The organism is Caenimonas sedimenti (assembly GCF_007833165.1).
Lineage (GTDB): Bacteria > Pseudomonadota > Gammaproteobacteria > Burkholderiales > Burkholderiaceae_C > Ramlibacter > Ramlibacter sedimenti.
In genome coordinates this window covers 85073-97457 of the sequence record NZ_VOBQ01000023.1, presented here as the reverse complement: position 1 = coordinate 97457, position 12385 = coordinate 85073, and the positions used below count along the sequence as shown (strand labels likewise).

The window sequence follows — 12385 nt, the reverse complement described above, 5'->3', positions numbered from 1 at the left end:
TGGCGATGTTGTCATGGGATAGGAAGCTCGATCGCGCGGAACCACCGGTCTAGCGTCAGGACAGTAGCCTCAGCGCCTTCGTGATTGTCTGCCTGGACTTCACATAGTCGGCCCAAGGGTCGACTTCACGGCGCGATAAGTAGGGCGCGGCGGTGAGCACATTCCACTGCGCCCCACTCCTCAGGTCCGCAAGCTGCTCCCACGCCACCGGCATCGATACCCCCATGCCCGGTCGCGAGCGCGCCGAAAAGGCTGCCGCCGTCGTCTGGCCGTGCCCGTTGCGCAGGTAGTCGATGAAGATCTTGCCAATCCGGTTGCTGCCGCCGGACTTCGCCACGAAGCGTTGGGGAATGGTCTTGGCCATGTGCACCACCACCGTCTCCGAGAAAGCCTTCACCAGCTTGTAGTCGAGCTTGGGTGCGAGCGGGACCACCACGTGGAGGCCCTTCCCCCCGCTAGTCTTCAGCCAGGCCTTCAGGCCCAGCTGCTCCAGCATCGTGCGTGTGAGCGATGCTGCCTCCTGCACATGGGCCCAGGTGACTCCCTCGCCCGGGTCGAGATCGAAGATGACGCGGTCGGGGTCGTCGATCGCCTTGGCGGTGGAGTTCCAGGTGTGGAACTCGATCGTGTTCAGCTGAGCGGCCGACAGCAGCGCTGCACGGGTGTTGACGGTGAGCAGCGCCGCGTGGCCGGGCCAGAGAGCCGGATCCAGCGTGTCGAGGCCCGGTACCGGCGCCTCGGGGTGCTTCTGGAAGAACAGCTGGCCCGCGATGCCCTGGGGGGCGCGCACGAGCGACACGGGCCGATTCTTAAGGTGCGGCAGGATGAAGTCCGCCACGGCGTCGTAGTACGCCACCAAGTGCAGCTTTGTGATGCCGGTCGACGGGTCGATCACCCGCTTGGGATTGCTCACCTTCAGACCCTTCGGCACCTTTGCCGGCGGCGGCAGCGCCGACTCGCGGCGGATTGCGCCGGCGGCCTTGTCCTGGCGCACGCCCTTGTAGCTGGCGTGCCGCACATGCCAGTCCGGTGTCCACTCGGCGAACTGAATTTCGCAGACCAGCTGCGGCCGCACCCAGGTCGCGCGCCGCTCGTAGCCGGTCTTCTCGATGAATGGACGCTTCTCGGTGACCAGGGGTGTTAGCTTCGCGTGCAGGCTGGCCATCTCCACACCGGTAAATCCGGTGCCGACCTTGCCGCCGTAGTGGAAGCCGCCGGTTTCGTCGTAGTAGCCCACCAAGATGGCGCCGATCCCGGAGCTAGCGTTGTCGGGCAAGGTCCACCCTCCGATCACGAACTCTTGCCGCTGGCCGCACTTCAGCTTGATCCAGTCGGGGCTGCGGCCATGCACGTAGCGGGAGCCGCGGCGCTTGCCGATGATGCCCTCCAGGCGCATGTGGCAGGCGCTGGCAACCAGCTGACTCACCGGGCCTTCCAGCTCCGTCGAGAAGCGCACCTGGTCGTTCTCCACCAGCACCTCCTGCAGGGCCGCGCGCCGCTCTTCGACGGGCAACGTGCGCAGATCCGCCCCGGCCAGGAAGGGGCAGTCGAACAGGAACATCACAATGTCCCGGTTGCGGCCGCCCTCGATCGCCTTCTGCAGAGCATTGAAATCCGGCCTCCCCTCATCGTCCTGGACCACGATCTCGCCGTCGTACCAACCGTCAGGTAGGCCCGTCGCCTGAAGTGCCTTGACCAGGTGGGGGAAGCGATCGGTCCAGTCGTTGCCGTTGCGCGTAATCAGCCGCACGGCGCCGCTCTCGTTGCGGGACAGCATGCGATACCCGTCGAACTTGATTTCGTAAAGCCAATTACCGGGCTGGGGCTTATCGACGAGGGTGGCGAGTTCGGGCTCCAGTGCCGCAGGCAGGGCCGGGGTCTGGCCAGTGGCGGGCGCGGCACGTGGTCGGGCTGTGATCGCCTTCGCCTTTACCATCGCCCGATTCTCCAGGGGATCGCGCGGCTTGGGCTGGGGCGCCCGCAGATGGCAAAGGCCCGACGGCAACGGTCGGCCTCTTCCTGCAGGGGCGATCCCCGGAGCTGGGCATCGTCGAGGCAGTGCAACCTTTCATGGAGACCAACATGGCAACGTCCAAGACCAAACCCGCCAAATCCGCTCGCGGCCGCGCGCAAGACCGTGCGAAGGTCGCCGCTGGCCAGCGTCACGAAGTCAGCTATGAATCCGGCAAGACGGGTGCATCGGCTGCCGAGGTGAAGGAGGCTGTGAAGTCGGCGGGTAACTCGCGCAAGAAAGTCGAGGAAAAGCTCGGCAAGTAGCTCCGGGTCGCTCATGATCCATGAACCGGACCGTCGATAGAACAGTTCAGGTCTTGCCAAGCTGAACAGCTGTGTGCAGGAGCTCGTCAGCATGCTTTCGAAGTGCTCGGGCACCGGCTTGCAATTCAGGACCAGGCTCCGGTCCGTCGCCGTTCAAAAACGATAGGTAGGCCTTAGAAACCTGTTTTTCCGCTTCACTTGCCTGGGCGTTGGCCTCACGCCATGCGGTTATGGCCGCTCGCATTCGTTCTGGCATTGGTGAAGATTAGAAAATAATCACTGACACGCTTGTCAGAATCTGCTGATGATTGGTTACATGCCCGTGGGAATATCCAGCCCATGGAAAACTTCGTTGAAGATTGGCTGAAGGTTCACCGGCGTCTCATCGATGCGGAAACTGAGTTCACTGATCTGGCGATCAAGTCCACGGATGGCTCAGTGTCCCAGCAACAGCTCGACGAAGCGCGTAAGAACCTAATTGCGCTACGTGAGCTGTGCAGCGTCATCTACATCAAGGCCTTTCCCAACGCCCCCGGCAAATAGCGGTGCGCTTATTGGACGATTGAAGCTTTGAACGATGATCGCCCACTCGGCAGAATTTGCCTCTCGCCTGGTCGAGAAGCGCGGATGAGGCGATGCGCAGCGAGAACTTGATGCAAGCAACGTTCGGCCCGTTCCAACCGAGTTCCTGCGTCTGACGTCTCCGCGTCGCTGAAGTACGCCTCAATGGCGTCCAGGTATGCCGCATCTCCCAAGTTCCAGACGCTACCGCCCTGCGGCTTGCTGGAGGAGCGAAGTTTCAGGATGCGTTGATCACCGCCATCAGCTCGCCACTTGGCAAGCAAAGGTGCGATGTCGTTCGGAGACCCACCGATTCGCGCGCGCAAGCCGCGGACACTGGGGAGCTTTCCTTCTGAGAGCATCGCCTCTGCTGCGGCGAAAACCTCCTCGTACTGCATCCTGGAGGTACGTCTTGCACTACTCACTGCGCTATCTCCCCAACAACTGGGCGAATTATTCGCTCGCGGACTGGCAGGTCTGTAACGAGTTGGTCACGGTACGGGAAGATCGGTGGCAACGAATGGAACACACCCCGCAAGCTGACAGCGCAAAGCCCGCCAGCCGCGCCGGAGTGTACTGTATGCTTTTACAGTGTCAATCGAAGCCTTGGAAACTGCCGTGCCTTACCCCTACACCGTCATGCTGGTGGACGCCGTCGAGCTCCCGTCCGTGATCCGCGTCCGCGCCGAAGCGCGCTGTGCCGCAGCCCTGGAGCGCGCTCTCGGCGGCCCGGAAGCGGTGGTCAGCGCCTTGACGGCCTACACCGCTGCGAATGACAGCCCGCCGGAGAACCTGGATGCGGACACCATGGCGATGGCCGCGCGCTGGTACCGGGTCGCCGAGCAGGCGCGCCAGGAGGGGCTGCGCAACCTGAGCGTTCCGCAGGAAGCGCACTTCGACATCCGGCTGCAGCGCGGCGCCACAAGCTCGAACACTTCCTGATGCCTGGTGGGCAATCCGGAGATCCTGAAGCCACCGGCGCCCCCGCCCGAACGCCCGCCAAAGCTGCGCGTGCTGTGGCGCGTCTACCGGCTGCGCGATCGCGGCGAGAAGCTGCCGCCGGCCGAGGTTCACCCCAGTGGGGTCGGCACCATGGAGTTCTGGTCCGGCGGCGACGCCGCGCTGCACGCGCGCCTGGTCGACCCCACCGGCTACCCGGCCCTCGATGCCTTGAACAACGTCCGCTTGGCGCCGTGCAAGGACGGCTTGCTCCTGTACGGCACCACGCTGGCTTCGAAGAAGGGCGATGTCACCGAGGTGCCGCAGGCTTGGTGGTGCGTGGTCAACAGCGTGGAGCGTCCTTTGGAATAGCTGCGCTTCCGGGCTACGATGCGGCATGACCGATGGGGACAATCAAGAGCCTGGCTCTCGAAGTGGCGCGGGCGCGGCAAGTGTCTTGCCCCACCTGCATCGGCAGAAACAATCGCAGACGTCCTCTGTGCGTGAAACCGACCAGGCCGGGCAGGCTGGGCCTGGGCTCGAGCTACCAAAGCTTTCGATCGGTGAATTGGAAGATGCAGTTCGCAATTCGACGACTCTCGTCGAACTCGTGCAAAACGCGCATGCGGATGCCGTTGTGAATGGCGACGCGGCGAAGGCGGCCGAACTGCTTGTGCAACTAGCAGCCTTGCGCGAATTGTGCAGTTCCGCCAGAGCTCAACTTGTTGCCGCGCTCGACACGGGCGGGAGCTGCGATTCCTCACGAGAATAGCGAGCACTGCGTCATCGCGCCCGCGTCCCGCCAGCGCGCTTCGCCCGTGCACCCTGGTCCGCATCGTCTTCGACCTCGGCGCCGTTCGGCCTGGCGCTGCGGTTTCCCTTCCTATGCCCTCCGCCCGTCAACAGCGCGCTGAGTGGAGAGCTTGGCGGGCGTAGGTGCGGCGCGGGCTGGCGTAGGCCCTCGTAGTCGTCCTCCACCCCCAACAGCATCAGGCGTGCATGGAATGACGTTTCCCAGAGCACGTGCGGCCGCGTGCCGCGGGGGTGCGGGTTTAGCACCCTCAAACCAGTGTCAGCGAACTGCTCAGCAGCACTCTCGCCCTGACGGCGGATCATCGCGGTGCGAGATTCGGAGGGGAAGGGTTTGACAGTCCAGTCCATAGGCGGCGCGAATCATATGTCGGGCACCGCGTTCGGCGCCATCCCTGAATCGGGGGAGCAGCGCAGTGCAATAGCTCACAGCAACCTGGCGCACTGCTTCATGGCCTCGGCCCCGCGCTGTCGGCACCATGCAGGGCATGAAGAAACTCACCTCCCCCACACCCGCCAAGCCCGCCCACGCCTGCGAGTTCGACGAGCTGCGCAGCAGGATGCGCCGCTGTGCTCGAAAGCCGCGCCGACGCCCCTCCCGCATGGTCGGCATCGAGGTTGCCTACGTTGCCTTGGCCGACTGGATCGCGCTGGTGGCCGAGTCGGAACGGCATGCGGCCTAGCACCCCGAGTAGTTCTTTCGCCCGCTGGGCGTGATGGTGTACGTCCCGCCGCGCGGTCCGACGTGGCACACGGGCTGTGACGGGTAGGAGGGGGCCGCACGCTGGACCTGCGCTCCGCCCGGGCGCTGCGGTGCTGGCGCTGCCGCAGATCCGCCGCGGTGGCAGTGATAATCGCCGGTCTTGCGGTTCGTGTGGCAACCCTGCGCGTCGAGCCCGCCACCGTGCGCGTGCACAGCTGCCGCCGCGAGCGCAAGGCAAGCCGTGAGGATCTTCTTCATGGTCGGCCCCTCCACAGACCATCGTCCTCCGACTGCAGCGGCGCGCGATAGGGCAAACCCGGCAGCCTAACCCGCCTGAAGGATGCCTTCTGCTTCACGTTTCTTGGCGTGGTTTGGCCAACATGGAGCTGCACATCGCTACTCGACAAAGTAGCGTGTGGAACCAGTGGCCTTGTTGAGGGGCGAGAAGAGCGAGGACTGAGCTGCCCTTTTCTCAGTCAATGCCCAAGACCCTGGGTGCGGTCAGCGTAAGCCTGTGGTTCCCCTTACGGGGCTGGCCTTCCCCCTTGTCGCGCCCGCAGGGTACCGACCATACCGATTGTTCGAGAATCTGGCCCCGGATCACTCAAATGGGGTACGAGGCTATCCGCTAGCACGCTGTATAACGGTTTGAGACAACTAAAACCCTGAGGTTCCGCAATGCGCCTTCTGTTGAAATTCGGGACGGTGCCTGCCTCTCTCATCAGATGTTCGCCGGCCTTATTGGCCCTCGTTTCGGCTTTGTGGCTCTTATCTCCGTCTACTGCGTCGGCGGCCTGTCCGGGCTGCTGTTCGAGCCATGGCGGGATCACCCAATCTTGTGGTGCCGGTGGCCGTGTCTTATGCAAGGACGGCACAACCAGCCCCTCATGTAGCTGTTCTTCCTGCGGCGTATCGTCCACCCCCACGCCGCCATCTTGCATCCCCACTAGCGAGCAGCGCTCGGCCTCATGTCCTTCCGGGCAAACCGGTTCCATCATCGAGTCCAGGAGCTACACGTGCAGTCTTGGTGGAATGTGGAGCACATGGACTGCGAAGTCCAATACCTGCCAGGCTGTTTTCTTGGCCGGCCGGGTGATCGCCGTCACCGACGGCGACACGCTGACCGTACAGACCGACGGGACATCCTCCTCAGTCATCCGGCTCGCGGAAATCGATGCGCCGGAGAAGTGTCAGCCATACGGAAGTGCAGCGCGTCTGTCGCTCGTGAGCCTCGCACTGAACAAGCAGGCGTCCGTTCAGATCGTAGAGAACGACAAGTATGGCCGTGCGGTCGGCAAAGTCACGATCTCAGGACAGGGGTCGACGCTCAACAGGCAGCAAATCGAACGCGGCCTCGCTTGGGCGTATGACGCATATCTGCAGGACTGGTCCCTGGACTCTGCGGAAGCCCAGGCGCGGGCCCTTTCCCGAGGTCTTTGGATTGATGCCAACCCAACTCCGCCATGGGATTGGCGACGACTCAACCCAGGATGCTCACGAGATTCGGAGACCAATGAAGGGGCCACGCTAGTCGCAGGATCTGCGGCGACCAGCGCAGCCATAGCGGGTCTCCCGCGCGCGGTGGAATACTTCAATAGTCAGAACGGCCACTTCTTCATGACGGCAAGTGCAAGTGATGCCAATTTGATCGACGCAGGCGTCGTCGGACCGTCATGGGCTAGGACGGGAAATGCATTCAGTGTTTGGCCTGCAAACTCAAACGAGCCCGGGACGGTTCAGGTCTGCCGGTTCTACTCTCATGGTGTTGATAGTCACTTCTTCACAGCGAAGGCGGAGGACTGTCAGTGGCTACGCAACTTTGAGGCTGACCTACGCCGTCAAGCAGACCTCAAAGGCGAGTCCTTCCGCGGTTGGGGATATGAAGGGATCGCATTCCGCGCGAAGTTGCCGGACCAGAGGGGCCAGTGCCCAGCAGGTACTGAACCGGTGCACCGCGCCTATAACAACCGGCACGAGCAGAACGATCCTAACCATCGGTTCACACCCTGGCTTGAAGACATCACCGAACTGCAACCACGTGGCTGGGTGTATGAAGGGGTGGCCATGTGCGTCCCGAAGTAGCCCGGCGCAGCAATGACGCAGGTTCCAACAGATGTGCAATTCGTGCCGCCTGCGCTAGTCGGACGCCATTGGCACGGCGGCCCGCACGAGCGCGGGGACGGCGGTTCCTGCGCGCAAGGAGGCAGGGTGGCTCGACCTAGTCCTCGAGGACCCAACGAACGTTGCCAACACGGCGAAACTCCGATCCATTCCCGGGATCAGACAAAATTGGGGTACGCGGCTTGCCCCCATGGGCGCTGCGACTAAGGCCAGCGCGGCAAGCGGCTCGAAGGCCTCATCAGGGGGGAGCACCCCTCACCATGGAGCGGGACCGAGGGAATAGCGCACAAAATCCGCGCGCAGTGCTTCATCGCGGCCGTGGCGGCCTGCGGGCACGATGCAGGGCATGAACACCACGCCTCACCCTGAAGACTTTCCCTGCGAATTCGACTACCTGCGTGCCGTGATGCAGCAGCGCGTGGCAAAGCGGCCGAGCGAGGCGCGCGTGGCCCAGTACCTCCGCATCTACTTCGCGCGGGGATGACCGTGGCACTGCCCGCAGCGCCAGGCCTGTACGACTTTCTCGATGCCGTGGGCGGGCCGGCGCAGCTGCTTCATGTGAGGGTTGCCAACGGCGTGTTGGTGGCACGTTTCCCGGTGCTTGGCAGCTATGAGGTGCCGGTGGTCGATCTGATGGGCGAGTTTCGCCCAACGCTGCATGCACTTTGGTCCGCTGGGCAGGGCCGGCGGCGGCCATAGAGGGGTTGCCGCGGGCCCGCGCGAGACCGCAGTCGTCACGCTCCGCTACCGTCCGACGGGCGCCGCACCGCGCCCGTAGTTGACGTAGCCGGGTGGCGTGCTGCTTCCGGACCCAACCTGCGGGCGGATCAGGAAATTGCGCCAAGCCTGGTTGGCCTCTTCGCTGCGTGCGGCACGCTGGATACTGAGTGCATGGGCGCGTTGCTCGTGCTCGCGCATCTGCCTTTCCAAGTCCGTCTCCGCCGGCCGCGGCTTCGCCTTCAGTTTCTCCAGCGGCGTCCGCTCGAACGTGTTCTGATTCGTCTGAATGACTTGCATCTGGCCCCCGCACGGTTCGTCGCTGTAGACGACCTTGCCAGTCGGGCCCGTGCACTTGAACACTGCAGCAGCAGGTCCACTCGCCGCGATCACTGCGGCTGCGAGCATCATCTTGGTCAGCATCTCACCCTCCAGGGGAAATGATAGCTGCGTCGCCTCCCGGGCGCTCTCATCTGAATGACGTAGGTGGTTCCCTCAGCCAGACCCCATGCGAGGAGGGCTACAGTGGGCTGGGCTTCACCGCCTCCCGCTTTTCCTCCCTGAGCGGGCCTGAACTGCGTGATTGCAGACAGGTTGCACCCCGGCATGGCCGGGGTTTTTCTTGCTCGCAGCTCCACAGCCTCAACGCGCCTCTCGCGCGATCGTCGCATTGCAGGCGCTGGCCCCGCTGCTCTCGCGCGCCAAGAGCATGGTCCGAACTTCATGGTTGCCTGCGTCCTGCCTGCAAGAGGCAGTGCCGCACCACTGGAACGGGACTACGTGTCCAGTGAGCTATCCCAATCTGAGCCCAGTACCCATGCAAGCGCCGATAGTCGCCCGTTCAGCATTCCCCAGTCAAAGTCACTCCAACCCAGATTCTGCCGGCCGTACTCCGCCTCGATGCGTCTCGCTGCCTCTCTGGCCTTTGGGAAACTGGGATGGTCGCTGCTTTCCTCGCCGCTCTGGATTCTCTCGAGCCAAAGTTGATGGCGATTCCACCAAACCTTATCCGAAAACTCAGCCGCGGCGTTGCTGATCTCGGTGTCGCTACGACGAACGAACATCCCCACGAACTCGCCTTCGACTTCGTCGGAAGGAATCCACTCAACCTTGCGACCCTCGGCGGTGAATCCCATTCGTCCTCCGTTGTGTCCCGTCACCATCTTGGCCGGCTTCAGCTCCCATGCTGTCGGTTCTAGATAGGCCAAAGCCACTACAGAATTTTCTCGCAGCACGAACGCGCCGACGACAGTGGGGCCAACAGTTTCGGATACTGCGGCAGCAGCCAGTTCAGCGGCAAGCTCGAGTTGCTGTCGTTCGGAGGCAGTTAGATCCGTCGTGCTTTGGCAGGCGTCATCGGATTCAGGAAGTTCGGTCATGGTCGCTTTCCCTTTCATATTGTGAATCCGCAAGTTTCTGCAGATTCAAGATGCAAAAATTCAAAAACTCTAGATCGTCGGGCCTCAATGTCCCCGCGATTCAAACCGAGCCGCCAGGGGCCCCCTGCGAGGCGGATGCCAGAACCTGGAACGCCCGGAACGGATCGGTTCACTGCATCAGCCGCACATAGGGCCCGCCTAGGCTCCGGTTCATCACTCTTGCTTCCTCTTGAATAGCAGTGTGATAAGTGTTCCATCTGTTCCAGCGTCTTCTCCGTCAAGGACGGTCGACCCCTAAAACAGGTTCTCGGCATCGTTCTCGACATGTTCCGTGGTTCCGCCCGCGGCGGACCCCGCAGGGAGGAGAAGCGGCACAGCAGGGGCGATATACATGCGCGTGCGAATTCCATTGACGTACTTGTTCGCGGGTTGATAGCCAAGTCGCATCAACACTCGGCGCACTCGCATCTGATTCGCCTTGCTTTGCTGAGCAACAGCTATGCTGAGCGCGCCACTCAGTACCTCTTTGGAGGTGAGATACGGCCGCGACCGATAGGGCAAGCCGGTCGTGTAGTCGAGGTTGTTCAGCCATTCGGCGACGACGATGTCCCACTCGTCGTGCTCGACGAACTTTCCGTGTTCTGGCCGAGCGAGTCGCTCGGCTTCGGCATGCATCACGCCGTGCGTCTTGAATAGATCCCGCGCCTCGGCCCAGAGCTGCTCACGCTGCAGAACCACGGTGTTCGGGTCGCACATGCCGCAATGCAACGGGAGCCAGCGCCGATTGCCTGTGTCGTCGGCGAGGAAGTCATCTCGATTCGAAGTCCCGACGAAGATGCATCGACGGTCGTACCGCACGTTCATTTCCATGTACTTTGGGGTCCACTCTTCGTGACGCCTGGTGATGAACGCCTTGATGTGTTCGGCCTCGCGAGTGCTCAGTCCCTTCAGCTCATCAAGCTCGATCACAAGCTTGCCTCGCATGAGCCGCGCGAGCTCCTCGTCCTTTCGACTCAGATCGACGGTAGTGAAGTACTCGGATGAAGGCACGAGGGCGGCCACGGCAGAAGACTTTCGCATGCCTTGCTCGCCCACTAGCACTGGCACCATGTCGCACTTGACGCCGGGAACCAGCACCCGGCCAGCCATGGCACTCCACATGTATTTGGCCACCGCGCGGGTGTATGACGTATCCGCCGTGCCGAAGCAGCGTGTGAAGAAGGATTCCACCCTTGGTACGCCGTCCCAAGACAAACCGGCCAGCCACTGGCCCGCTGAATCGAATCGATCGACACCCGCGACGAAGGCCACTGTCTCCCGGATCAGCTCACGTCCGATGTTCCTGAAGAACTGCTGTTCAAGGCGAAGGCAGATGGCCGTGTAGTCGGTGTCCTGGAACGGGCGCCAGTTTTCCTGGCCGTGCGTGGCGATCATGATCTCGCCACGGAACTCGTCAAAGCGCACTCTGAATCCAGAGAGGTCGGGGCGACCCAGGGCAAGCACGATGTTCCCCCTCCGCGTCAACACCTCGCCAGTCTTGAGATTCCTTCGAAACGGCGGTAACGCCCTTTCGGCTGGCTCCAATGGAGTGACATCAACAAAGCCTTCCGCCAGCGCCGCATCCCGCTTTTGCGACCAAGCGACTTCCGCGGCGTTGACGTTTCCTCCGTGTTCGAGCACCACGAACGCGGACCAGGCGTCGAAAGTGCCATGCAACGGGTCGCTGGCATGATCAGATTGCCAAAGGCCATCGCGATGCGGAATGGGTCGGACTCCTGCAGTTCCCGTTGCGCGCGGCGGCGCCCAGCGACCATTGCGACCCTGCGTGTACCCATTTCTCTCGAGCAGGACTGGTACAAGGTGGTTTGAGTTGAATTCGACACGGTAGGTGGAGGGAAAGGCCAGATTGCCGTCGCCCCCGGACACGGAAATCTCAACCCCGGCACCGCTGAACAACCGCTGCTGCTCATGCAGGAAGGCCAAGTCGGTGGAAAGATGGGACCACCACGCTTCGAATTCGTCGGGCAGCGATGGTGCGACATCGAGGCGTCTTTCGCTCGCGTATCGCTGCTCGTAGGGCCCGCCATCAGGCGTCATGTAGATCGTGCCAGGCAGGGTGTCCTGCAAGTTGATCGAGGTCGCCCGGAGCTCCAGAGCGACGCCATCACGCTTGGAGCGGAAGGTGATCCACTTGAGTGGTCGGCTACCAGCTCTGAAGGTAGAGCGTCCTCCGCTTCCCGGCCGAGTGGATACCGTCCTGACCCCAGCATCCAGAATGGCTTCGAGATCAAAGCCACAACGTAGCAGCCCGACCCTGGCGAGTTCCTGATTGTCAGGATCGATGCTGCAAAGGCCGTTCGCCGCGAGCAGCATCCCGTAGCCACCAGCATCCTCGTCAATATGCGACACGGGACTGTGTTGCCAGTCTTCACCGACCGGACGCTTGGACATTGGGTGCAGCGCGCACAGGCGGAAGCCTTTGCTCAGCAGGCGCTTGGCCTCCGCGTGCCTTGTCCCCATCGACCCGAGACGTTCGATCGCGCCCATCAGTTCGAGCCCTCGTGGGCGGTCACAGCCTCGGCTCTCGACGGGAATTGGGTGGACCGGCGCGCAATCTGAATGATGTCGCTCGCGGTTGCGCAGGCAAATGCGGCGTCCGGGAAACGTTGCCGGTGCGCAATCCAGAAGCGCCGCTTGGCAAACCGGATCGCGTCAGCGCTCTGAAGTGCCTTTCGATGCAGACGAAGAAAATTGTGGAACTGCCACTTGCCCGATCGATAGCCAAGTTCCGGGTGGCACTCTACGAAGAGGCTCCAAGCCTCGAGGGCCGCGACCCACTCTGATTCATACATACAAATCTCCCAACAACACACGCTCG

The 12385-nt window shown here is 62.6% G+C and carries 16 protein-coding genes; 9 read left to right on the top strand and 7 right to left on the bottom strand.

Going from position 1 to position 12385, the window contains the following annotated elements; translation table 11 throughout:
* Window positions 1-55 precede the first annotated feature (55 nt).
* The gene (gene ligD, locus FN976_RS25680) at window positions 56-2005 is read right to left on the bottom strand and encodes a DNA ligase D (protein ID WP_145896319.1); all 1950 of its coding nucleotides are present in this window, start codon (window positions 2003-2005) and stop codon (window positions 56-58) included.
* Window positions 2006-2082: 77 nt separating this feature from the next.
* Between ligD and FN976_RS25675 the strand changes: the two genes are divergently transcribed.
* Window positions 2083-2277, top strand: a complete 195-nt coding sequence (locus FN976_RS25675) for a DUF3606 domain-containing protein (protein ID WP_145896317.1) — start codon at window positions 2083-2085, stop codon at window positions 2275-2277.
* A 339-nt stretch (window positions 2278-2616) separates the two neighbouring features.
* Complete coding sequence (locus FN976_RS25670) at window positions 2617-2820, top strand: hypothetical protein (protein WP_145896315.1); 204 nt, start codon at window positions 2617-2619, stop codon at window positions 2818-2820.
* Between the two features lie 8 nt (window positions 2821-2828).
* On the opposite strand, the gene FN976_RS29820 is transcribed toward FN976_RS25670, so the two are convergent.
* Complete coding sequence (locus FN976_RS29820) at window positions 2829-3236, bottom strand: DNA-binding protein (protein WP_145896312.1); 408 nt, start codon at window positions 3234-3236, stop codon at window positions 2829-2831.
* Between the two features lie 220 nt (window positions 3237-3456).
* Between FN976_RS29820 and FN976_RS25660 the strand changes: the two genes are divergently transcribed.
* The 4 genes from FN976_RS25660 to FN976_RS25645 all read left to right on the top strand — a co-directional run bounded on the left by FN976_RS25660 (window position 3457) and on the right by FN976_RS25645 (window position 5270).
* On the top strand, window positions 3457-3780 hold the full coding sequence (locus FN976_RS25660; RefSeq protein WP_145896310.1) for a hypothetical protein: 324 nt from the start codon (window positions 3457-3459) through the stop codon (window positions 3778-3780).
* 6 nt (window positions 3781-3786) lie between these two features.
* Entirely contained in the window at window positions 3787-4149 is a 363-nt protein-coding gene (locus FN976_RS25655) for a hypothetical protein (RefSeq protein WP_145896308.1), read from the top strand.
* A 127-nt stretch (window positions 4150-4276) separates the two neighbouring features.
* The gene (locus FN976_RS25650) at window positions 4277-4549 is read left to right on the top strand and encodes a hypothetical protein (RefSeq protein ID WP_145896306.1); all 273 of its coding nucleotides are present in this window, start codon (window positions 4277-4279) and stop codon (window positions 4547-4549) included.
* Window positions 4550-5075: 526 nt separating this feature from the next.
* Window positions 5076-5270, top strand: coding sequence for a hypothetical protein (locus tag FN976_RS25645; protein WP_145896304.1), 195 nt, complete (start codon window positions 5076-5078; stop codon window positions 5268-5270).
* Here FN976_RS25645 and FN976_RS25640 read toward each other — a convergent pair.
* Window positions 5267-5548 (bottom strand): YHYH domain-containing protein, encoded by a 282-nt coding sequence (locus tag FN976_RS25640; protein WP_145896302.1) that lies wholly within the window; start codon window positions 5546-5548, stop codon window positions 5267-5269. The genes FN976_RS25645 and FN976_RS25640 overlap by 4 nt on opposite strands.
* Before the next feature lie 834 nt (window positions 5549-6382).
* Here FN976_RS25640 and FN976_RS25635 point away from each other — a divergent pair.
* The 3 genes from FN976_RS25635 to FN976_RS25630 all read left to right on the top strand — a co-directional run bounded on the left by FN976_RS25635 (window position 6383) and on the right by FN976_RS25630 (window position 8110).
* A complete protein-coding gene (locus tag FN976_RS25635; protein WP_186511190.1) occupies window positions 6383-7372 on the top strand; it encodes a thermonuclease family protein in 990 nt (329 codons plus the stop codon).
* A gap of 385 nt (window positions 7373-7757) precedes the next feature.
* The gene (locus tag FN976_RS29050; protein ID WP_186511189.1) at window positions 7758-7895 is read left to right on the top strand and encodes a hypothetical protein; all 138 of its coding nucleotides are present in this window, start codon (window positions 7758-7760) and stop codon (window positions 7893-7895) included.
* The gene (locus tag FN976_RS25630; protein WP_145896299.1) at window positions 7892-8110 is read left to right on the top strand and encodes a hypothetical protein; all 219 of its coding nucleotides are present in this window, start codon (window positions 7892-7894) and stop codon (window positions 8108-8110) included. The genes FN976_RS29050 and FN976_RS25630 overlap by 4 nt, the downstream gene beginning before the upstream one ends.
* Window positions 8111-8155: 45 nt before the next feature.
* Here the strand turns inward: FN976_RS25630 and FN976_RS25625 are convergent, their stop codons facing one another.
* From FN976_RS25625 to FN976_RS25610, 4 genes are all read right to left on the bottom strand, one after another.
* On the bottom strand, window positions 8156-8551 hold the full coding sequence (locus tag FN976_RS25625) for a DUF4124 domain-containing protein (RefSeq protein WP_145896297.1): 396 nt from the start codon (window positions 8549-8551) through the stop codon (window positions 8156-8158).
* Window positions 8552-8904: 353 nt separating this feature from the next.
* Window positions 8905-9507, bottom strand: a complete 603-nt coding sequence (locus tag FN976_RS25620) for a VENN motif pre-toxin domain-containing protein (protein ID WP_145896295.1) — start codon at window positions 9505-9507, stop codon at window positions 8905-8907.
* Between the two features lie 294 nt (window positions 9508-9801).
* A complete protein-coding gene (locus tag FN976_RS25615) occupies window positions 9802-12054 on the bottom strand; it encodes a VapE domain-containing protein (protein WP_145896293.1) in 2253 nt (750 codons plus the stop codon).
* Window positions 12054-12359: a hypothetical protein gene (locus FN976_RS25610; protein ID WP_145896291.1), complete on the bottom strand. Its 306-nt coding sequence runs from the start codon at window positions 12357-12359 to the stop codon at window positions 12054-12056. The genes FN976_RS25615 and FN976_RS25610 overlap by 1 nt, the downstream gene beginning before the upstream one ends.
* Window positions 12360-12385: the final 26 nt, after the last annotated feature.